Annotated in this window: 19 protein-coding genes; 9 read left to right on the top strand and 10 right to left on the bottom strand. The window is 65.5% G+C overall.

What is annotated here, in order from left to right; genetic code table 11:
* Window positions 1-155: 155 nt before the first annotated feature.
* Together hisI and folE are read right to left on the bottom strand one after the other, a co-directional pair.
* The gene (gene hisI / locus J2R76_RS03070; RefSeq protein WP_057019662.1) at window positions 156-584 is read right to left on the bottom strand and encodes a phosphoribosyl-AMP cyclohydrolase; all 429 of its coding nucleotides are present in this window, start codon (window positions 582-584) and stop codon (window positions 156-158) included.
* A 28-nt stretch (window positions 585-612) separates the two neighbouring features.
* Window positions 613-1,293, bottom strand: coding sequence for a GTP cyclohydrolase I FolE (gene folE, locus J2R76_RS03065; RefSeq protein WP_016843918.1), 681 nt, complete (start codon window positions 1,291-1,293; stop codon window positions 613-615).
* Window positions 1,294-1,533: 240 nt separating this feature from the next.
* Here folE and J2R76_RS03060 point away from each other — a divergent pair, with 240 nt between their 5' ends.
* On the top strand, window positions 1,534-1,980 hold the full coding sequence (locus tag J2R76_RS03060; RefSeq protein ID WP_057019663.1) for an iron-sulfur cluster assembly scaffold protein: 447 nt from the start codon (window positions 1,534-1,536) through the stop codon (window positions 1,978-1,980).
* Window positions 1,981-2,106: 126 nt separating this feature from the next.
* Here the strand turns inward: J2R76_RS03060 and J2R76_RS03055 are convergent, their stop codons facing one another.
* Window positions 2,107-3,030: a hypothetical protein gene (locus J2R76_RS03055; protein WP_076831621.1), complete on the bottom strand. Its 924-nt coding sequence runs from the start codon at window positions 3,028-3,030 to the stop codon at window positions 2,107-2,109.
* Between the two features lie 282 nt (window positions 3,031-3,312).
* Here J2R76_RS03055 and yidD point away from each other — a divergent pair, with 282 nt between their 5' ends.
* Together yidD and J2R76_RS03045 are read left to right on the top strand one after the other, a co-directional pair.
* Entirely contained in the window at window positions 3,313-3,624 is a 312-nt protein-coding gene (gene yidD, locus J2R76_RS03050; protein WP_076831624.1) for a membrane protein insertion efficiency factor YidD, read from the top strand.
* A 124-nt stretch (window positions 3,625-3,748) separates the two neighbouring features.
* A complete protein-coding gene (locus J2R76_RS03045; RefSeq protein WP_016843922.1) occupies window positions 3,749-3,916 on the top strand; it encodes a hypothetical protein in 168 nt (55 codons plus the stop codon).
* An 82-nt stretch (window positions 3,917-3,998) separates the two neighbouring features.
* On the opposite strand, the gene J2R76_RS03040 is transcribed toward J2R76_RS03045, so the two are convergent.
* The gene (locus J2R76_RS03040; protein ID WP_076831626.1) at window positions 3,999-5,135 is read right to left on the bottom strand and encodes an MFS transporter; all 1,137 of its coding nucleotides are present in this window, start codon (window positions 5,133-5,135) and stop codon (window positions 3,999-4,001) included.
* 106 nt (window positions 5,136-5,241) lie between these two features.
* Complete coding sequence (locus J2R76_RS03035) at window positions 5,242-6,540, bottom strand: ATP-dependent Clp protease proteolytic subunit (protein WP_076831629.1); 1,299 nt, start codon at window positions 6,538-6,540, stop codon at window positions 5,242-5,244.
* A gap of 227 nt (window positions 6,541-6,767) precedes the next feature.
* Here J2R76_RS03035 and thrS point away from each other — a divergent pair, with 227 nt between their 5' ends.
* Window positions 6,768-8,816 carry a threonine--tRNA ligase gene (gene thrS / locus J2R76_RS03030; protein ID WP_076831632.1) on the top strand — a complete coding sequence of 683 codons (2,049 nt, stop codon included), beginning with the start codon at window positions 6,768-6,770 and terminating at the stop codon, window positions 8,814-8,816.
* Window positions 8,817-8,900: 84 nt separating this feature from the next.
* On the top strand, window positions 8,901-9,464 hold the full coding sequence (locus J2R76_RS03025) for a nitroreductase (RefSeq protein ID WP_076831733.1): 564 nt from the start codon (window positions 8,901-8,903) through the stop codon (window positions 9,462-9,464).
* A 109-nt stretch (window positions 9,465-9,573) separates the two neighbouring features.
* Here J2R76_RS03025 and J2R76_RS03020 read toward each other — a convergent pair whose 3' ends face one another.
* Both J2R76_RS03020 and J2R76_RS03015 read right to left on the bottom strand, forming a co-directional pair.
* Window positions 9,574-12,057: a bifunctional diguanylate cyclase/phosphodiesterase gene (locus J2R76_RS03020; protein ID WP_076831635.1), complete on the bottom strand. Its 2,484-nt coding sequence runs from the start codon at window positions 12,055-12,057 to the stop codon at window positions 9,574-9,576.
* Window positions 12,058-12,235: 178 nt separating this feature from the next.
* The gene (locus J2R76_RS03015; RefSeq protein WP_028342693.1) at window positions 12,236-13,312 is read right to left on the bottom strand and encodes a hypothetical protein; all 1,077 of its coding nucleotides are present in this window, start codon (window positions 13,310-13,312) and stop codon (window positions 12,236-12,238) included.
* A 278-nt stretch (window positions 13,313-13,590) separates the two neighbouring features.
* Between J2R76_RS03015 and J2R76_RS03010 the strand changes: the two genes are divergently transcribed.
* Window positions 13,591-14,637, top strand: coding sequence for a patatin-like phospholipase family protein (locus tag J2R76_RS03010; protein WP_057019669.1), 1,047 nt, complete (start codon window positions 13,591-13,593; stop codon window positions 14,635-14,637).
* Window positions 14,638-14,640: 3 nt separating this feature from the next.
* On the opposite strand, the gene J2R76_RS03005 is transcribed toward J2R76_RS03010, so the two are convergent.
* Window positions 14,641-15,069 (bottom strand): CBS domain-containing protein, encoded by a 429-nt coding sequence (locus J2R76_RS03005; protein ID WP_057019670.1) that lies wholly within the window; start codon window positions 15,067-15,069, stop codon window positions 14,641-14,643.
* Window positions 15,070-15,260: 191 nt separating this feature from the next.
* Window positions 15,261-16,058: a rhomboid family intramembrane serine protease gene (locus J2R76_RS03000; protein ID WP_057019671.1), complete on the bottom strand. Its 798-nt coding sequence runs from the start codon at window positions 16,056-16,058 to the stop codon at window positions 15,261-15,263.
* Window positions 16,059-16,544: 486 nt separating this feature from the next.
* On the opposite strand from J2R76_RS03000, the gene J2R76_RS02995 reads away from it, so the two are divergent.
* Together J2R76_RS02995 and J2R76_RS02990 are read left to right on the top strand one after the other, a co-directional pair.
* Complete coding sequence (locus J2R76_RS02995; RefSeq protein ID WP_057019672.1) at window positions 16,545-17,099, top strand: PAS domain-containing protein; 555 nt, start codon at window positions 16,545-16,547, stop codon at window positions 17,097-17,099.
* Window positions 17,100-17,228: 129 nt separating this feature from the next.
* Entirely contained in the window at window positions 17,229-18,962 is a 1,734-nt protein-coding gene (locus J2R76_RS02990) for an adenylate/guanylate cyclase domain-containing protein (RefSeq protein ID WP_076831638.1), read from the top strand.
* Between the two features lie 28 nt (window positions 18,963-18,990).
* Here J2R76_RS02990 and J2R76_RS02985 read toward each other — a convergent pair whose 3' ends face one another.
* On the bottom strand, window positions 18,991-19,377 hold the full coding sequence (locus J2R76_RS02985) for an ester cyclase (protein ID WP_076831641.1): 387 nt from the start codon (window positions 19,375-19,377) through the stop codon (window positions 18,991-18,993).
* A 257-nt stretch (window positions 19,378-19,634) separates the two neighbouring features.
* Here J2R76_RS02985 and J2R76_RS02980 point away from each other — a divergent pair, with 257 nt between their 5' ends.
* Entirely contained in the window at window positions 19,635-20,231 is a 597-nt protein-coding gene (locus tag J2R76_RS02980; RefSeq protein ID WP_076831644.1) for a lipopolysaccharide assembly protein LapB, read from the top strand.
* The last annotated feature ends 114 nt before the right edge of the window (window positions 20,232-20,345 follow it).

Genomic DNA, 20,345 nt, shown 5'->3' with positions numbered 1-20,345 from the left:
GCCACACAGCCCAGGCAAGAAACCCAACAAGCGGTATCAGGCGATGCGCCACAGTTCACCCCCAGTGACGACCATGCGCAACGGCTTGCGCATGGCGTAACAGGGGCCACGAAGTACACGACTTCGCCGCGCTGTACTTGATTCAGATCAATGATCTATTTGCGATAGACCTGCGCCGGATCGAACAGCTTCTCGGCGTCGACAAAGGACAGGCTGACATGCCCGCCCTCGTCCTTCACCGCGCGATAGAAGCAGGAGCGCCGTCCGGTGTGGCAGGCGGCGCCGATCTGCTCGACCTTGATCCACACCGCGTCCTGATCGCAATCCATCCGGATCTCGACCACGCGCTGGGTCTGGCCCGAGCTCTCGCCCTTGCGCCACAGCGCATTGCGCGAGCGGCTGAAGTACCAGCCTTCGCCGGTCGCGATCGTCTTGCGCAGGGCCTCGTCGTTCATGTGCGCGACCATCAGCACATCGCCGGTCGCGGCATCGGTCGCGACGCAGGTCACAAGACCTGCCGCGTCGAATTTAGGCTGGAAGGCCAGCCCCTCCTCGCGGTCGTGATCGTGGGTCGCTGCGGACACGGAAAACCTCGCTCAGGAAAATGCGAGGTTACCGGTTCGGTCCTCGCACCAGGGACAAGAAACGCTGCTGCTCCGCCGGATTGTCGCGGAACATGCCGGTGAAGCGGCTGGTGAAGGTCGATGCACCATGCTTGGCAACGCCGCGCACCGACATGCAGGTATGCTCCGCCTCGATCAGCACGGCAACGCCGCGGGGCTTCAGCACCTCGTCGATCGCAGCCGCGACCTGCGCGGTGAGATGCTCCTGGGTCTGCAGACGGCGGGCGAAGATATCGGTCAGCCGCGCCAGCTTGGAGAGGCCGACGACGCGCTCCACCGGCGTATAGGCAATATGCGCCTTGCCGTAGAACGGCATCATGTGATGCTCGCACTGCGAGGTGAACTCGATGTCGCGGACGAGGACGAAATCGTCGTAGCCGGCGGTCTCGCCGAAGGTGCGGTTCAGTACCTCGGCCGGGCACTGGTGGTAGCCCTGATAGAGCTCGTCATAGGCCTCGACGACCCGGCGCGGCGTGTCGAGCAGTCCCTCGCGGCCGGTGTTCTCGCCGATATAGGCGAGCAGCGTCTTCACGGCGTCCTCCGCCTCCGCCCGCGACGGGCGCGGCTGGTCGGCGCGGACGGCCGCCGTCATGAATTCTGAGGGGTCGAGCTCGCCGGGCTTCGCGTCGGCCGGCTTGTTGGGGCGAATCGATTTGATCAAGGCGTCCATGTCTTCTCCGTTCGACCGGCCCTCGGATTTGACCTTGGTCCGGATGTGTCACCGGGCAGACGGGGCGGATGGTTCGACCGCCGGGCGCCTGAGTCCCACAATTGTAGCACCGCCGCGGCGGAGGTGGGCCGCGGTGGCTGCATGGCCGGGCTATGTTTCCGGCGTTGCCGTCCATATATAGGACGGTGCAACCCAGCCGCCAAGAGCGCCCGGCACCGCCGGAACCAGGCATCTGTCCCCATGCTGAACGACATTTACAACAAGCGGATCATCGAGTTGGCCGGCAATATTCCGCGCCTCGGACGGCTGGCCGACCCGGACGCCAGCGCCACCGCCCACTCCAAATTGTGCGGTTCGACCGTCAAGGTCGACCTCAAGATGGACGGTCCCGTGGTGACGGATTTCGCCCATGACGTGAAGGCCTGTGCGCTCGGCCAGGCCTCCTCCTCGATCATGGCGAGCCGGGTGGTGGGCTCGACCGCGGACGAGCTGCGCGAATTGCGCGAGACGGTCCGCAAGATGCTGAAGGAAAACGGCCAGCCCCCGCAGGGCGGCAAATGGGCCGATATCGCGCTGCTCGAGCCGGTGCGCGACTACAAGGCCCGCCATGCCTCGACCCTGCTGACCTTCGATGCCGTGGTCGATGCGATCGGCCAGATCGAGGCCAAGGCGAAGCAGCCGGCGTAAAATTGCATGTCAGGTCATTCCGGGGCGATGCGCAGCATCGAACCCGGAATCTCGAGGTTCCCCGATGCACAATTGCGCATCTGTGGTCCGCTTACGCGTCCCGGAACGACGCGACAATGTGCGTTCTTACTGCGCGGGCTGGACCGGCGCCGGCGCTGCGCTGCCGCCGGTCGGCACCACGACCTCGGCGGTCTTGGTCGCTCTCGCCTGCGACGCCTCGCCCTCCATCGCGCTGCTCAAGAAGCGATCGTTGTTCTTCGGCTTCGCCTCGGCGACGGGAATAGCGTTGTCCTTGCTGTTGTCCTGCCGCGGCAGCACGTCGGCAACCGCATCGGTGGTGATGAGATTGGTCAGCCGCAATTCGGCCGCCGACAATTCGTGCAGGTCCTCCCACGGCGGCACGCTGAGCGAGAGCGCCAGCAGATCACCCGCGCCGCCCATATCGAAGGTGTATTTGGCAAGACGGCCGATATCGCGCTCGACGATCATCAGGTCCTGCGCGGTGTAGCTCGCCGCCTTGGCGTCGTCGGCGCGATCGCCCATCCAGATCTGATGTACGCGAACATGGGCGGCCGGCGGAACGTAGCGCGTCTTGCCCGACAACAGCAGGAACACGCACATCGACTCGCAATAAGCATCGGGCAGAACGCTCGTGCGGCCGCCCTGCGCGGCCTGATTGACGACGCTGGTGCCGACCGTGGTCAGCACGCCGAGACCGCGGAAGCGGCGGCCGAGCGCGATCGCGTCGTTGACCGAGCCGCCGCTGGAATCGAGCACGATGGTGGCGCCGTTGAGCTGGCGGCCGCGCGCGAACTCGTCGAATTCCCTGGGACTATCGGCCGTGATGATGCCGACCGCGGACACCCAGCCGCGGCAATTCGGCTGGCAGGCGATCCAGCTGAACTTCATCGGCAGCTTGCGCTCTTCGAGGGTCGAATTGGCCTGCGCGGAACCGCCCGCCATGGCGGCGGTGCCGGAAACCGCGAAGCAAAGAGCAACGGCGCCGGTAAGCGCCCAACTGCGCAACGAGAGCGACTTGACGAGCCTCAATTTGGTTCCTTCCCCCAAGCCCTTGGTGATGCGAGCGGTGGCAATGGCCCCATGGCAATGCGCCACGATTCTGTCAGCGGCGCGTTATGGGAACGGTAGCGTTGCTGACCCGGACCGTCCATAGAGCCCTTGCTGCAGCGCCATCGGTGCTGTGCAATAATAACGAACTGTGGCGTAAATATCTGCAAGAAAACAGTTCCTTGGCTTGGAACCCCCGCAAGACTACGTACATACTTGCGTATGCCGCCGACAGACCATTCAACGACACATCATCCACGATGCATGGACTGTGCCAGCACCATGCGCCGCTTGCCGCGCAACCTCGGCCGCGCCCTGATCTGGATCTACCGGCACACGCTGTCGCCGCTGGTCGGCTACAACTGCCGGCATCTGCCGACCTGCTCGGTCTATGGCGACGAGGCGATCGAACGCTTCGGCCTGTGGGGCGGCGGCTGGATGACGCTGGCGCGGCTGCTGCGCTGCCAGCCCTGGGGAACATCCGGGATCGATAATGTCCCGCTGACGAAGCCGCCCGGGGCACGCTGGTACCTGCCCTGGCGCTATGGCCGCTGGCGCGGCGTCAACGAAGGCTGACGCGGCGTCAACGACAATTGATCGATTGCTGCGGTACGTCCAAGCGCGGCGCGCATTGCTGCCCGGCGGAACTGTGGCGATAGTTGGCGCATTGTTTCATTGCCCCCTTGGGGAGGAAACAACAATGCGCTGGAAAATCAGCCACAACGGTCATGATCCCCGGCAGATCGACTTGCTGGCCGTGCTTGCCTTGCTCGTCGTGATCGTCGCCGCCTACGGCTACTTCACCCACAATCCGAACAAGCCAAGCACGACGGCGTTCATCGTGCCCAGCCAAAGCGTGAGGTGGTGACGCGCAGCCGAGCCCCCTGATGTTCCTCACGCGGATCGTTGCTTGGGATGCTCTCGCGAACACAAGCGTGAAAGCCAACCGTTCACTCGGCCGCGGCGGTGGCGGCCGTCCGTCGCGGCCGCGTGACGACCACGACCGCAAGCGCCGCCGCGACGAAGGCCGCGGCGACGTAGCCTGCGCTGTGCAGCCATTCGCGGGCGAACAGCAACCCGCCGATCGCGGAGCCGATGGCCTGGCCGATATACAGCACCGAGGTATTGAGCGAGACCGACGCCGAAGCGAGCGCCGGCGCCGCACCGACCAGGCGTACCTGCTGCATCGAATTGGTCGATGCAAAGCCGAGGCCCCACACCGCGACGGAGGCGGCCATCAGGGCGTAGGCGCCGGCGCTCAGCGCCCAGCCGGCGACGCCTGCGAGAAGCAGCACGGTGAACAGGACCGAGGTCTTCCAGGCGCCCCAGGAATCCACCACGCGCGTTGCGATCACGATGCCGACGAACCCGAAGATGCCGTAGAGCGCGAACACGATCCCGACGGCGTCCGCATTGGCGCCAGTCAGTTTGGCGAGCAGCGGCCCCATGAAGGTGAACACCACGAACTGGCCGGACATCTGCAGCGTCGTGATCGACAGCAGCAGAATGACCATCGGATTGCGGCCGAGATCGACCCAGGTTCGGAGATCAACCGGCGCGCCGTGCAATCCGCCTGGCAGCCGCCACCACAGCAGTAGGGAACTGACGAGCCCGGTCAGCGCGATCGCGCCATAGGTCGCGCGAAAGCCGTAGCGGCTTGCGATGAAGGTGATCAGCGGCAGCCCGATCGCGGCGGCGAGCGACCAGCCGAGAAAGATGTAGGCAATCGTGCTGCCGCGCTTCTCCACCGGCACGATCAGTGCCGCGGTGCCCGCCGCCTGCGGCGTGTAGAGCACGCCGACCGCGAGCATCACCAGCCGAATGATCAGGAGGCTGTCGTAGTTCGGCACAAAGGCGGATGCCGCATTGGTCAGCGTCAGCACCAGCAGCGTCGCCGTCAGCAGCGCCCGCCGCTCGATCCGGCTGGTCAACCACGCCGTCACCGGCGAGCCCACGCACAGCACGATCGCGCCGAAGGTGATCAGGAGACCCGCGGTGTGGATCGTGACGCCGAGTCCGTCGGACAACTCCGCCAGCATGCCGGCCGGCGCCAGCACCGAGCAGCCGGTGACGATGTTGCCGAGCATCAATGCGGTGGGAGCGAAGCGTTTCACGCCGCGTTGTTAGCAGACGCCGAGATCGATGCAACTGCATCTAAATGCATGGCACCTGATCGAACAGCGCCTCTTGCGCTCATGGCGACGGCGACGCCGCTGGCACCGCGCTGACACTCGGCGACGCGGCGGCCGGCAACGGGCTCGCAGGCTTCGGGCCGGCGGTCGCCGCCGGGCATGATGCCAGAAGCTGCGTCCAGCCCTGCTCCAGCCCGGTGGTGCCGATATCGAATGTCGCAAGGCCGGACTTGGTGTCAGACTTGACGTCGGACTTGGCGTCAGGCTTGGCGTCGGTTGCCGGCGGGCTTTCGCCGATCTGCAGATGCGGGGCCGCGAGCATCGCCTTGACGATGTCCGAGGTCACCGCCTCGCTCCAGACCTCGTATTTGCCGAACCGTGCCGACCGGCCGAATGCAACGGTCTTGGTCGCGCCGGCCATCATCAGCACCGTGCTCTTGCCGGCTGCCCCCTCCTCGAACTCGCGCACGAACATCAGCCGCCCGCGATCCTTGCTCTCGCAGAACAGCCGCCACTCCATCATGCGGAACGCGCTGCCGTCGGCCCTTTTCTGCTGCACGATCTTGCGAACATAGGGCCGTGTCTCCTTCTCCACCGCCCACAGGGTTTCCGGCAGCGGCCGCGTATCGATGCCGAATCGATAGAGCTCCGGCCGCGTCAGCACGTGCAGGTCCTCGAACTTCACGGACTTGATGAGGTCGCTGAGCTCATGGCTGATGCCCATCGCCGCGAGGAATACGTTGCGGTCGCGATCGGCGCTCACCATCTCGCGCCGCCTGAAGTCCGCGACGACCTGCGCAGGCGGATGCCCGTGGACGACGAACATCAGCTTGGAGTTATGCACCGCGAGCACCGAATCGGGCGCCACTTCGCGGCTGGTCGCGCCCAGGAACAGATAGGCGCAGGCCGACACGCACATCGCGTTGCGCGTGGCGAGCTCGGCCTCGACCTCGCCCTTGGCAGCCTTGATCTTCAGGCATGCGGCGTCGATCTGCGTGCCGGTGGAACAGGCCGGCACGATGGTACGGCCGACCCGGGCGATTGCCTTGTGCGCGCGCAGGAACCGCGCGATCCCATAGGACTGCTCGACGTTTCCGCCCGGCGAATGAAGGTAGATCGGAAGCTGCCTGTCCTTGACGGCAAACAGGAAGGTGCGAATCCGCTGAGCGGCTTCCCGATCGATCTCGCCTTCGATCGCGATCCAGCGATCGCAGCCGGCGCCGCAGGCGTTCGCTGGCCCATGGGCGAGATAGATGGTCAGCTTCTTCGCAAATCCGGCCTTCTGGACCGGTGTTTCTTCCGCCCGCAACACGCCCGGGATCAGAAGCAACGCCACGAAAAACAGGAGACGGGAAAACATGAACCTTGCGGATCGCGCGATGGCGGAAAACGGACGCCGGACGTTAGACGATGATCGGCAGCGTCGCAACGATCCGTGGCGTCGCCTGCAGCCGAGCCTTGTTCAAATCCGTGCGGCCGGTGGCCCATTTTCTTGATATTGCCGGATTGCAGGCGTCAAATCCCCTGCTATACCGCTGCTTTCCGCTTACCTGCGCTCGTTCGCAGGAGTGAGCTACAGGAGTCACCATGGCAGAAACGCCACCCAAATCCGAATCCGGATTCCAGTACAGCCTCTCTAACCTCAAACCCGCAGAACCCGTGAACAAGATCGCCCTCACCTTCCCTGATGGAGCGAGGCGCGATTTCCCGAGAGGGACCACCGGTCTCGACATCGCCAAAGGCATTTCGCCCTCGCTCGCCAAGCGCACCGTCGCGATGGCGCTCGACGGCACGCTTGCCGATCTCAATGATCCGATCGAGGCCGACGCCAAGATCGAGCTGATCGGCCGCGAAGACCCGCGCGCGCTGGAACTGATCCGGCACGATGCCGCGCATGTGCTGGCGGAGGCCGTGCAGTCGCTGTGGCCGGGCACCCAGGTCACGATCGGCCCGGTGATCGAGAACGGCTTCTACTACGACTTCTTCCGCAACGAGCCGTTCACCCCGGAAGATTTTGCCGCGATCGAGAAGCGGATGCGCGAGATCGTCGCGCGCGACAAGCCGTTCACCAAGGAAGTCTGGGATCGCGAGAAGACCAAGCAGGTGTTCCGCGACAAGGGCGAGGCCTTCAAGGTCGAGCTGGTCGACGCCATTCCCGGCAACGAGCCGATCAAGATCTACTTCCAGGGCGACTGGTTCGACCTCTGCCGCGGCCCGCACATGACCTCGACCGGCAAGATCGGCAACGCCTTCAAGCTGATGAAGGTGGCGGGCGCGTATTGGCGCGGCGACTCCAACAATCCGATGCTGACCCGCATCTACGGCACGGCATTCGCCAGGCAGGAAGACCTCGACGCCTATCTCAAGCAGATCGAGGAAGCCGAGAAGCGCGACCACCGCAAGCTCGGCCGCGAGCTCGACCTGTTCCACTTCCAGGAGGAAGGCCCGGGCGTGGTGTTCTGGCACCCCAAGGGCTGGACCATCTTCCAGCAGCTGATCGCCTATATGCGGCGCCGGCTGCTCGGCGACTACAACGAGGTCAACGCCCCGCAGATCCTCGACAAGGCGCTGTGGGAGACCTCGGGCCATTGGGACTGGTACCGCGAGAACATGTTTGCGGCGCAGTCCGCCGGCGACGAGGCCGAGGACAAGCGCTGGTTCGCGCTGAAGCCGATGAACTGCCCGGGCCATGTACAGATCTTCAAGCACGGGCTGAAGAGCTACCGCGACCTGCCGTTGCGGCTCGCCGAGTTCGGCGTCGTGCATCGCTACGAGCCGTCGGGCGCGATGCACGGCCTGATGCGGGTGCGCGGCTTCACCCAGGACGACGCCCATGTGTTCTGCACCGAGCAGCAGCTCGCCGACGAGTGCCTCAAGATCAACGACCTGATCCTGTCGACCTACGCCGATTTCGGTTTCGACGGCGAGCTCACGGTCAAGCTCTCGACGCGGCCGGAGAAGCGCGTCGGCACCGACGAGATGTGGGATCACGCCGAGCGCGTGATGGCGACGGTGCTGTCGGAGATCAAGGCCAAGGGCAGCAACCGCATCCGGACCGAGATCAATCCGGGCGAAGGCGCGTTCTACGGACCGAAGTTCGAGTATGTGCTGCGCGACGCCATCGGCCGCGACTGGCAGTGCGGCACGACCCAGGTCGACTTCAACCTGCCGGAGCGGTTCGGCGCGTTCTACATCGATCATGACGGCTCGAAGAAGGCGCCTGTCATGGTGCACCGCGCGATCTGCGGTTCGATGGAGCGCTTCATCGGCATCCTGATCGAGCACTATGCCGGCAACTTCCCGCTCTGGCTGGCGCCGACCCAGCTCGTGGTCACGACCATCACCTCCGAAGGCGATGAGTACGCCAAGGTGGTGGCGGCGGCAGCGCGCCGCGCCGGGCTGCGGGTCGAGATCGACCTGCGCAACGAGAAGATCAACTACAAGGTCCGCGAGCACTCGCTGGCCAAGATTCCGGCCCTGCTCGTCGTCGGCAAGAAGGAAGCCGAGACCCACTCGGTCTCGGTCCGCCGTCTCGGCAGCGAGCGGCAGACCGTGATGCCGACCGATGAGGCGATCGCCGCGCTGGTCGATGAGGCGACGCCGCCCGACGTGAAGCGGGCGCGATCCGTCGCCTGATCTTCACAATCGGTCTAAACTGGCTTTCATTGGCCTGGTCGTGTCCCCATCTTGGGGGCACGACTCCCCTTGAAGGACATTTCCGTGCCCGATGCCATTGAACTCCTGAAGACGCGCCGCTCGATGAAACCGCGCGAGATGACCGGCCCGGGCCCGTCCGCGGCCGAGCTCGAGACCATTTTGACGATCGGCGCACGCGTGCCTGACCACGGCAAGCTCGCGCCCTGGCGCTTCATCGTGTTCGAGGGCGATGCCCGCGCGCGGGCCGGCGACGTGATCGCAAAGGTCTTCGCCCGGAAGAATCCCGGGGCGCCGGCCTCCGACATCGAGGTCGAGAAGAAACGCCTGACCGACGCGCCGCTGGTGATCGGCGTGGTCTCCTTCACCAAGCCGCACCCGAAGGTGCCGCCGTGGGAGCAGGAATTGTCGGCGGGCGCCAGCGCGATGAACATCGTTACCGCGGCGACCGCGCTCGGCTACGGCGCCTGCTGGCTGACCGGCTGGTTCGTCTTCGACCGCGACGTGCTCGACGGCCTCGGCCTGAAGCCGGACGAGAAGCTCGCCGGGCTCATTCACATCGGCACCCCGACCAGGCCGAGCGAGGACCGCCCGCGCCCGGCCCTGTCGGATATCGTGACGCGGTTCTAGGGTATAGCCTTGTAGCCCGCATGAGCGGAGCGATATGCGGGACACTCGTCCCGGGTGTCGCTTCGCTCACCCGGGCTACAAAAGCCCTCGCCATTGTCGGGCATGACGACTACGCCGCCTTCGACGCACGCTCCGCAAAACTGCTCAGCAGCGCCGCGATCTCGCCGGCCGGCCTCGCCGCGCTGAACAGAAATCCCTGCACCTCGTTGCAACCTTCGGCGCGCAGCCAGTCGAGCTGGTCTGTCGTCTCGACCCCTTCCGCGGTCGTGGTGATCCTGAGGCTGCGGCCAAGGCCCGAGATCGCGCGCACGATCGCGAGGCAATCGGAGCGCCGCGCCAGATCCTTCACGAAGGAGCGGTCGATCTTGATCTTGTCGAACGGGAAGCTGCGCAGATAGCTCAGCGAGGAATAGCCGGTGCCGAAATCGTCCATCGAGATGCTGACGCCCAGCTCGCGCAGCTGATGCAGGATCGCGAGGTTGGCCTCGGTTTCCGCCAGGAACACCGACTCGGTGATCTCGAGCTCGAGCCGCCGCGCCGACAGGCCGGAATGCGCCAGCGCCGAGATCACGGCCTGGACCAGATTGCGGCTGCGGAACTGCACCGGCGACAGATTGACGGCGACCTTGACGTCGGCGGGCCACTTGATCGCCTCCGAGCAGGCTTCGCGCAGCACCCATTCGCCGAGCGCGACGATCAGGCCGATGTCTTCGGCAACCGGGATGAACTCCGCAGGTGAGACCATGCCCTTGTGCGGGTGCCGCCAGCGCAGCAGCGACTCGAAGCCAGAGATGCGGTCGGCCGCGATATCGACCAGCGGCTGGTAGTGCAGCTCGAACTCGCCGTTGCTGAAGGCCGCGCGCAGATCGCGCTCCATGTCGCGGCGCTTCTGCGCCTGCTGATCCATCTCCGGTTCGAAGAAGTGGTGCACGCCGCCGCCCTCGGACTTGGCGCGGTACAGCGCCATGTCGGCATTGCGCATCAATTCTTCCGACGTCGTGCCGTCACCCGGTGACAGCGCGATGCCGACGCTGGCGCCGACCACGACCTCGAGCCCGTCGATGTTGTAGGGCGCGCTCAGCGCTTCGATCAACCGTTCGGCGAAAGCGCTCGCCTCGTTCGGCGAAACGTCGGCCGCAAGCACGATCGCGAATTCGTCGCCGCCGAGGCGGGCCGCCACATTGTCGTCGCGGACCACCTCGAGCAGCCGCCCCGCCACCAGCTTGAGCAGCCGGTCGCCCATCGGATGCCCGAAGGAGTCGTTGACGTTCTTGAACAGGTCGAGGTCGATGCACATCACCGCGACGCGCTTGTTGCCGCTCCGGCCGCGCTCCAGCGCCTCGCGCAGGCGCTCCTGGTAGAAATCGCGGTTCGGCAAATTGGTGAGACCGTCATGGTGCGCCATATGCGCGATCCGCGCTTCGGCGGCGCGGCGCTCGGTGATGTCGACCACCGCGACCAGATAGCCGTCGCGGCCCTCGAACGCCACCTTGCGCCCGAAGGTCAGCACGTGGATCTCGCTGCCATCGGCCCTGATGTGCCGCCAGTCGCGGCTCGATTGATAGACGTCGCCGATCTCGCGCAAGGCGGCGCTGTGCACGCTCCACTCATCCACCGGCCAGATCTGGCGCAGCGTCATGCCGAGAAACTTTTCCCGGCTGTATCCATAATGCTGAACGGCGGCGTCGTTGACGCTGAGGAATTCCATCGTGCCGGCGTCGAACACCCACATCGGCATCGGGTTGTTCTCGAACAGCAGGCGGAACGACAGCTCGCGCTGCTTCAGCGCGGTGACGTCGGAGACGGTCAGCGACAGCATGTCGCCGAACGCCGTGACGCCGAGCCGCAGGCAGCGATCGCCGCTGTCGATCTCGAACTGCCCGCCCGGGCCGCCGCCGACAAATCCACGCAGACGGCTCATCACCGCTGACGCCGCAAGCGGATTGCCGCCGGCGCTGAGCCGGCGCCACAGCAATTCGGTCGCAGGCTGCATCAGCAGCCTTGCGGCGCCCTGGTTGAGATGCACGATCTGGAAGTCGGCCGGCTCGCCGCGCGCATCGCGGATCGCGGCGAGCGACAGCACGCCCTCGTCGGTGGCCGAGAAAATCGTATCGAGCAGATTGTACTGCGCATTGCGCTCGTTGACATAGACGCCGACCAGGATACCGCCCCAGCGCGACCGCGTCGGCAGCGCCAGCACGTCGAAGGTCCGCACCAGCCCGTCGCGGACGCAATGCGCCGACGCCAGATAGGGCCGGCAGTTCTCGCGCGCGTTTGCGGCCGCTTCGGTCAACGCGGTGGCGCAATCCGGCGGCAGGGCGCTGAGCGGAATGTCCCAGCGCTCGTCGTTCAGCCATGTCTGGACATAGCGGCCGGCATGCGAGACGCTGAGCATGCCATCGACGCTCCGCAGCAGCACGATATGATCCGCGAGCCGGCCGAGACTGCCGAGCATCACGTCTTCATAGTGCGGCAGCTTTTCGCCGGGACGGACCGCGGCCTGCCACTTGCGTTGCAGAACCGGTACGTCGGCGAACATCTCGGAATTGAATTTGGCCGATGCTTTAGCTGATTTCTTGTTGGCCATGACCATGGCGCGCCCCACGCAAACACTAGTCCCCACGGCATCCAAGTCATGCCGCGGCTTAACGTCATGTAAAAATAGGCAGGCCCGGTATCGCCGCGAGCGATTATGACGGCTCAAATCCGCGCGATGGTTAGTTCACATTAGAGACTATGACAGCTGCATGAAATGCAGGACCGGCCGGACGTCAGCGCGCCACGACCTCGACTTCGCCATCGACACCGTTGACGACATTGAAGGGGCGCTCGAACACCTTGCCTTCGTTCTTGGCGATCGCGCGATACTCGCCCTCGGAGAGCACGACACGCGGGAACGCGCCGATCGATTCCTTGATCACGTCGCCGCCCGGCGTGATCACCGACCAGGCGGTGTTGGCAAGCGCCTCGCCGCCCCGCTCGCTGACCAGCTTGAGGGTGATGACGGCGGCGCGATGGGTGACGGTGACGTCGGTCAGCTTGCCCGCCCCGACGCGAATGTCGGAGCGCACCACCGAGTTGGCGTCGCCATAGTTGGAGACGATGTAGTAGGTGCCCTCGGGCAGCAGCGCGACGTCGCCGGCGGCAACGTTCGGCACCATCGGTCCACGGTCCGAACCGTCGAACTGGCTGCCCTTGTAGATCGCAAACGAGATCTGGTTGGCGGGGATCTTGCTGCTGCCGACCCGACCCTCGATCCGCAGGCCCCCGGCCGGCAGCACGAAGGACTCGCGGTCGGTCTCCGACTTCAGGCTGACGGCGCGCACCGCGCTGACGAGGCCGAGCGCGACATGGACGACATAGTTGCCGGGCGGCAGTACCACGTTGGGCGTCGCCCCGCGCTCTTCGCGGACCAGCTTGTAGGTGCCGTTGTCGTCAGGTTTGTCGGCGAACACCCGCCACACCAGCCCGGCATTGATGACCGGCAGGTCCTTGCCGTACCGCGCCGTCAGCGACAGCACCGCCTGCCCCGCGGCCGGCGACCCGGCCGGCGGCGCTGCTACCACCGGCGGCACGGTCGCAATCGAGGGCTGGACGATGGTCGGCTGGTTCAGCGGACCAGGCAGAACGGGCCCTGAACCGCCGCCCGATGGCGGCGCCAGGTTGAGCGCCGGACCGGACGGCACCTCCGGGACCGAGGCGGGCGGAATCGGCGGCGGCCGGTCGCTGAAGAACTGTGCAGATACGGAACCGGGGATCAGGGCGAGCAAAAATGCCGCAAGCGTCAACAGCGGAAGGAGCCGCATGCCCCGTCCGCATCCGCCGATGCCGTTGCCCCTCGAAGTCATCATCATGCTTTTCAACGAAAACGCGGCAAATTCAAGCCTTCGTCCAAGGGGATCCAGGGGGCGTCCAAGGCTTTGTCACAGTCCGGGTGGGCGGTGCCCGCCATTTGGAACCGCGCGATCAAGCCGATGTTAGCCCTATCGTCGCGGTCCAGTCACATTCCCTGCCTACCGCGGACTACCCGGGGCATGAATCGTGCCTGTGGGACTAACCATGAAGACGGACGACGCTGGCGCAGCCATGCTGCGCAGCCTAGTCTCGCGCTGGCAGGAGATTTGTCGTGTTGGATAGCTGGATGGGCCGAGGCCACAAGAGCTCCGACGGCCCCGACAAGGTAGGCCTGGGAACGGTTCGCCGGCCGGTCATCGGGCTTGCGCTCGGCGGCGGCGCCGCGCGCGGCTTTGCCCATATCGGCATCATCAAGACCCTGCTGGCCCACGGCATCGTCCCCAATGTGGTGGTCGGCACCTCGATCGGCTCCGTGGTCGGTGGCGCCTATGCGGCCGGCCATATCGAGACGCTGGAGCAATGGGCGCGCGGCCTGCAGCCGCGCAGCGTGCTCGGCTACCTCGACATCCGCCTCAACGGCTCCGGCCTGATCCGCGGCGCCAAGCTGGCCGCCGAGATCGAGGCTGCGTTGGGCCAGGTCATGATCGAGGACCTCACGGTCAAGTTCGCCAGCGTCGCCACCGAAGTGCGCACCGGGCACGAGATCTGGCTGACCCAGGGTCGCGTCGTCGACGCCATGCGCGCCTCCTACGCCCTGCCCGGCATCTTCGCGCCGGTCCTGATCGGCGACCGCTGGTTGGTCGACGGCGCGCTGGTCAATCCGGTGCCGGTCTCGGCCGCGCGCGCGCTCGGCGCCGAGATCGTCATTGCGGCGAACCTCTCCAGCGACGTGTTCGCGCACTCGACCACGATCTACAATCACGGCCCGTCCGCCGCGCCGGAGGTGACGGTTGCGGTGACCGCCGAGGCCGAACTTGAGCCGGAGCCGCCGAAGCGCCGGTTTGGCCGCTTCTTCTCCGCCGAACGTACCGTGAAGCGGGAGTTTTTCGGCAGCGCCAGCCGGCCCGGCATCTCGAGCGTCATGGTCGACGCCTTCAACATCATGCAGGACCGCATCACCCGCGCACGCCTTGCCGGCGATCCGCCTGATATGCTGATCTCGCCGCGGGTCGGTCAGATCGGCTGGTTCGACTTCCACCGCGCCGACGACCTGATCGCGCACGGGATACGCGCCGCCGAACGCTCCATCAGCGCAATCGAGGAAGCGATCGACATCCTGGCGCCGCCGTCTAGCGGCGCGGGCAGCACCGGGAAGTAGCGCTCAGGCGGTCTTGATGTAGTCGCGCAACGCCTCCTGCTCGCGCTCATATTCCTCGACGCGCCGCTTGACGATGTCGCCGATCGAGATCAGCCCGACCACCTTGCCGTCCTCGACGACAGGAAGATGGCGGAATTTCCCCGTGGTCATCATCTCCATGATGCCGCTGACCGTATCGGACTCGCGGCAGCTCACGACCTTCTTGGTCATGACCGCGCTGACCGGTTCGTCCAGCGCGCCCGCGCCGCGCTCAGAGAGCACGCGCACGATGTCGCGCTCCGACAGGATGCCCTCCATGCGGCTCTGCTCCATCACCAGCACCGCGCCGATCCTACGCTCGCCGAGCAGCTTGACCGCGGCCGAGAGCTTCGCGCCGGGCGCGACGCTCATGACCTGATGGCCTTTTGCATCGAGAATGGAACGTACCGTCATTGTCGGCCTCCCTGAATCCGCTCGCGCCCCGCTTGAGCGGAGCCGAGCCTGTTCGCCAGAGTCTTCAATCAACAGTTCCGCGCCGATTTCGGTTCCGGGGCGCGGCGAGTAGCAGGGCTCGATTTGTCGGCCCGCTTTGTTTCTGCGTCACAAAGATGATGGAGGAATTCGATCCAGGCCGCAAGCGGCGATCAGACGCGCCCCGACTGATCCACCGACGACGCATCTGCAGCATCGTCCCGCGTGCGCGGCACCGGATCGAACAACGAGAACAGCAGCAGTCCGGCGAGGAAGCCGCCGATATGCGCCTGCCAGGCGACGCTCGCGCCCTCGCCGCCGAGCGACAGCGAGGTGGCGCCGAACAGGATGTTGACGCCGAACCATATCGCCAGGAAGGCGAGCACCCGTCCGTTGCGCAGCGCCCGCCACAGCGACAGCGCAGGCACCTTGGCCGCCGCCTCGGCATCGCCACGGCTGAACGACAGGAAGCTGCCCTTCACGAAGGCAAAGCGGATCGCCGCCGCCATCGTCCCCGACACCGAAGCCGACGCTCCGATCATCGGCGCGATCGCGTGCTCATGGGTCAACAGATGCGCAAGCGCCCCGGCGGCCGCCGTCACCGCCATGAAGACAAAGAAACGCAGCGCGCCGAAGCGCCGCGCCAGCGCGCTGCCGAACGGCAGCAACCACAGCACGTTGAAGCCGATATGGGTGAGGTTGGCGTGCAGCAGCGAATAGGTGACGAAGGTCCAGACCTTGGCGCCTTCGCCGCCCGGAAAGGTGATGTCGAGCAGCGTCGAATCGTAGCGCTTCGGGATGAAGCCGAAGACGTCGATGGTCCAGTTCTCCAGCTCCGGCGGCAGCAGCACCCGCAGATGAATCACCGCGATCAGGAGGATGTAGGCGGTGAGCGCCGGCGGCAAGGTCAGGATCGGCTCGCGCGGCGCCTCCGGCGGCGGCGCGAGCGGGGATTCGGGATGGGAGTCCAAGGGGTCGGCGACCTCGATGCGGCGGTGGATCAGAGATAGGCGGCTTTCGCACCCCTGTGCAAGTGCACAATCCCAAAATCGGACACCGGGTGTCGCGCAGTGCGGAATCGGGACAAAAGAAAAGGGAGGGCGCTGAGAACGCCCTCCCTGGTCTGCTGGTCTTTCTCGTGCCCCGGAGGGATCGGGAGAAAATCCCCACCCTCCCCGCACGGTGACCAAACTGTTTGACGCCACCTGTGTACCAACGGCGCCGGCGCTTGGGGCAGCCGGCGCGAACGGGAACGCGCGGACCCTACCCACTGGTTCCGCGGGGGCCAAGGACATAGTTAAATTTACGTTAACAACACAAAGCTGCCGATAAGCCGCCCAAAGCGCGGCCACGGCATGGACGCTGCACAGCCTTCCCTGCACAACAGAGAAGGGAAGGCGCCTGAGCAAAACCGGGACAGATGTGTCCCGCCGAGACAGGTGCCGGGCAAGGTTTAGATGAAACACAGCTCGAGCCGCGAGTTCTTCGCATATTGGAATGCGAAGCGCGGCACCGCACGTGCACCTGACCGGAGTGAGTTCGAGCCGTCCGCGGTACGCGAACTGCTGTCCGACATCTTCGTGCTGTCCTATGACGGCGAGACCCGATTTCCGTTCCGCGTCGCCGGCACCCGCACCTCCGCCCTGCTCGGTTGCGACCTCAAGAACCGGAGCTTTTCCGCCCTGTTCACCGGTGCGAGCCGCGGCGAGATCGAAGACATCATCACCTGCGTCGTCGAAGAGACCCTGCCGGCCATCGCCGGCATCACCGCCACGACCGAGAGCGGCGCCAAGGCGCATCTCGAGCTGCTGCTGCTGCCCTTCACGAGCCGCGTCCACATGCCGGCGAGCCTCACCGGCCTGCTCGCCCCGTTCGAGGACGACGTCGGCCGGCTGCACGACCTGGTGCTGACCTCGTGGCGTTACCTGCATCCCCAGGAGCGGTTCGTGCCGCGGACCCTGCGCAAGCTCGCCATCGCGCGCGGCCTGATGGTCTACGAGGGCCTGCGCTAGCCGCCGGCACCCGCCTGGGGACGGGATGGCAGGCGCCGGTCGCTTGCACCCCGCCCCGCGGAACTCTATTAGCTGTCTGGCCGCCACGGCGGGGTGGACCCGCTCATTGCAGCTGCGGCCGGGTTGGGCATGTTTCGGAATTCGATCAGGCAGAAGATCGTCGGCATTGCCGCGGGACTCATCATCCTCGCGGTGGTCACCTCGCTGCTGTCGATGGTGATGGCGGGCCAGGTCGGCCATCTCCTCGACGAGCTCACCAACCGCTACATCCCCGCCTATGGCCACCTCGCCCGCGTCAACATCCGCGCGCTGGAGCGGTCGCTCGCCATGCGCCGGATGATGATGGCGAAGATGCAGGCGCCGGGCGAAGACTCCGGCTACGAAAGCGCGCGCAAGGCCTTCGACGAGATCGAGCCCCTGATCAAGCGCGAGGCCGACGCCGCGCGCACGCTGATCGATGCGATCATCGCCGATCCCTCGACGCCATCCGACAACGCCGCGCTCGGACGCCTCGATGACCGCATCGACAATGCCGTCAACGACCTGTTGATGCGCCTGAACGCAGAGAACAAGACGCTGCTCGAGCAAATCGACGCCAAGGACTTTGCGGCGGCGAAAGCGACCACGCTGCGCGCCGACGCCCTGCGCGACGACTTCAACACCAGGATCGAGGGCATCCGTGCCGACATGCTGGCGCAGGTCGCTTCCGCCGCTGCGAAGGTGATGAGTGCCCAGCAGCGGGCGATCATCATCTCCGGCGTCGTGACCGCCATTGCCGCGATCCTCGGCTTCGTGTTCGCGATGCTGGTCGGCAGCGGCATCACGCGGCCGGTGATGCGCCTGCTCGAAAGCACCCGCGAGGTCGAGGCCGGCCGCCTCGACGGCGCCATCACCATCACGACCCAGGACGAGATCGGCCAGCTGTCGGCCGCCTTCAACCGCATGATCGAGACGCTGCGGCACAACCAGCGCATCCGCGAGACGTTTGGCCGCTACATCAATCCGCGGATCGCCGAGGGCCTGCTCGAACAGCCCGCGATCGCCGCGACCGAAGGACAGCGCCGCGTCATGACGGTGATGTTCTGCGACATGAAGGGCTTCACCAGCCTGAGCGAGGGCGTGACGCCGAGCGGCCTCGTCAAGATCATGAACCTCTACCTGTCGACGATGTCGGCGCCGGTCCATGCGCATCGCGGCATCATCGACAAATATATCGGCGACGCCATCATGGCCTATTGGGGCGCGCCCTTCGTCGAGGAGGCCGAGCAGACCCATCTGGCCGCGCTTGCCGCCATCGACATGATCGGCCAGGTCAACCAGCTGCGCAAGGATCTGCCGGAACTGCTCGGCGTCCGCGTGATTCCGGCCGATTGCGACATCCGGATCGGGATCGCCACCGGCGAGGCCCTGGTCGGCAGCATCGGCTCCGAGTTCATGATGAGCTACACCGTGCTCGGCGACACCGTGAACCTCGCCTCGCGGCTGGAAGGCGCCAACAAGTTCTACGGCAGCCGCAGCCTGATCTCGGAGGCCACCGCCGCGGCCTGCGCCGCAACCATCGAGCTGCGCGAGATCGACCGCCTCGTGGTGATGGGGCAGACCCAGCCGGTCGCGGTGTTCGAGATCCTCGGCAAGAAGGACGAACTGACGCCGGCGCAGACCGAGTTGCGGCAGCGTTACGCGGATGGTCTCGCCGCCTATCGCGAGCGCCGCTGGGATGACGCCGAGCAAGCCTTCGCCGCGGCGCTGGCGGCGGCGCCCGGCGACGGCCCGTCGATCGCCATGAAGGCGCGCGTCGCAGCGTTCAGGCAAGATCCGCCGGCGGCCGATTGGGACGGCGCCTGGCATCCGGAGCGGAAGTAGCGGCGTCACGCTCATCCAGGCTCCGCCGCTACAGCTGGGCCTCGATCGCAACCTTGTCGATCACCGACCAGACCTGCACGATCTTCCCGTCGCGGAATTCATAGAACACGTTTTCGGCAAACGAGACGCGCTTGCCGTTGACGCCGAGACCGAGGAACGCGCCCTTCGGCGAACAGTCGAACGCCAGCCGGCTCGCGACGTTGGACGCATCCGACACCAGCAGAACGATGTTGAAGCGAAGGTCCGGGATGTCGCGAAAGTCCCCTTCCAGCATCGCGCGATAGCCGGATAACCCGAGCCGCCGGCCGTTGTGGCACACATCCTCGTCAACGAACTGACCGAGTTGCGGCCAGTCCTGGCGATTCAAACAGGCAATGTAGTTCCGGTAGATCTCGGCGAGGTCCGTTTTCATCATCGATCGTCCTCCTTGCCGCGGGTCCAGATGGCCATTGAGCATCTGAGTGCGATTCTAACACCGATGTCAGTTTCGACTCCGATGTCCGATGGCGCGAACGAAACACTCAGCCAGCGTGCACGTGAAAGCGCGACGTCCCGAAGAGACAGTGCGATTGCCGCTTCGGCAAACAATTTCTCAAACCGCGCGGAATGTCTCGCGCGATCGGGAGTTAGTGCTTCAGGTCAATAACTGTCCTTGTCAAATCGGAGGCGTACATGATCAAGTCACCGATGATGCTTGCGGCATTCCTGACAGCGCCGATCATTCTGTTCCCACCGCAGACCGCCGTCGCGGCTGGCGGAGGTGGCGGCGGTGGTGGTGGTGGCGACCCATACGGGTCGAGCTACGGCACTCCCGCGCCGTCCTATCCCCAGCAGAAGGACAGAAAGACCACGCACAAGGTCAAGAAGCCCTTCAAGCAGTCCGGCTTCGAAGACCCGGCGTTCCGCGACGGCTATCGCGCAGCCTATGCGACAATCTACGAACGCAACGACTACGCCGCCGCGATCGATCAGTTGCACGCACTCGGCCGCGATGATCAGCCGAACGTCGCGAACCTGATTGGCTACTCCTATCGCAAGCTCGGCGACTACAAGCAATCGCAGGTCTGGTACGAACGTGCGCTCAAGGCCGATCCGAACCACGTCCTGACGTGGAACTACTACGGCCTGTGGCAGATCGAACAGGGAAACCGCGACCAGGCGCAGTATCATCTGCAGCGGATCGCCGAGATCTGTGGCACCGAATGCGAAGAGTATCGGACGCTGGCGGCGGCACTGGAAAAGCCGCCGGGTACGAACCTCGTCTACTGAGCGCGTCGCGTAGCCCGCATGAGCGGAGCGACATGCGGGGAAGGACCGCCCCGGATGTCGCTGTCGCTTGTCCGGGCTATGCCTGTGAGCCGCGTTGTTCGCGTGTCCGTTTTT

Source organism: Bradyrhizobium sp. USDA 4532, assembly GCF_024171315.1.
Taxonomy (GTDB): domain Bacteria; phylum Pseudomonadota; class Alphaproteobacteria; order Rhizobiales; family Xanthobacteraceae; genus Bradyrhizobium; species Bradyrhizobium australafricanum.
Note: the sequence above shows the minus strand (reverse complement) of the source record. Positions and strands in the feature narration are given on the sequence as shown.

Bases quoted from the DNA above. Each gene is read 5' to 3' on its own strand.
- folE (WP_016843918.1), bottom strand. From the start codon at position 1,293: ATGGACGCCTTGATCAAATCGATTCGCCCCAACAAGCCGGCCGACGCG.
- J2R76_RS03060 (WP_057019663.1), top strand. From the start codon at position 1,534: ATGCTGAACGACATTTACAACAAGCGGATCATCGAGTTGGCCGGCAAT.
- yidD (WP_076831624.1), top strand. From the start codon at position 3,313: ATGGACTGTGCCAGCACCATGCGCCGCTTGCCGCGCAACCTCGGCCGC.
- J2R76_RS03045 (WP_016843922.1), top strand. From the start codon at position 3,749: ATGCGCTGGAAAATCAGCCACAACGGTCATGATCCCCGGCAGATCGAC.
- J2R76_RS03040 (WP_076831626.1), bottom strand. From the start codon at position 5,135: ATGCTCGGCAACATCGTCACCGGCTGCTCGGTGCTGGCGCCGGCCGGC.
- J2R76_RS03035 (WP_076831629.1), bottom strand. From the start codon at position 6,540: ATGTTTTCCCGTCTCCTGTTTTTCGTGGCGTTGCTTCTGATCCCGGGC.
- thrS (WP_076831632.1), top strand. From the start codon at position 6,768: ATGGCAGAAACGCCACCCAAATCCGAATCCGGATTCCAGTACAGCCTC.
- J2R76_RS03020 (WP_076831635.1), bottom strand. From the start codon at position 12,057: ATGGTCATGGCCAACAAGAAATCAGCTAAAGCATCGGCCAAATTCAAT.
- J2R76_RS03015 (WP_028342693.1), bottom strand. From the start codon at position 13,312: ATGACTTCGAGGGGCAACGGCATCGGCGGATGCGGACGGGGCATGCGG.
- J2R76_RS03005 (WP_057019670.1), bottom strand. From the start codon at position 15,069: ATGACGGTACGTTCCATTCTCGATGCAAAAGGCCATCAGGTCATGAGC.
- J2R76_RS02995 (WP_057019672.1), top strand. From the start codon at position 16,545: ATGAAACACAGCTCGAGCCGCGAGTTCTTCGCATATTGGAATGCGAAG.
- J2R76_RS02990 (WP_076831638.1), top strand. From the start codon at position 17,229: ATGTTTCGGAATTCGATCAGGCAGAAGATCGTCGGCATTGCCGCGGGA.
- J2R76_RS02985 (WP_076831641.1), bottom strand. From the start codon at position 19,377: ATGATGAAAACGGACCTCGCCGAGATCTACCGGAACTACATTGCCTGT.
- J2R76_RS02980 (WP_076831644.1), top strand. From the start codon at position 19,635: ATGATCAAGTCACCGATGATGCTTGCGGCATTCCTGACAGCGCCGATC.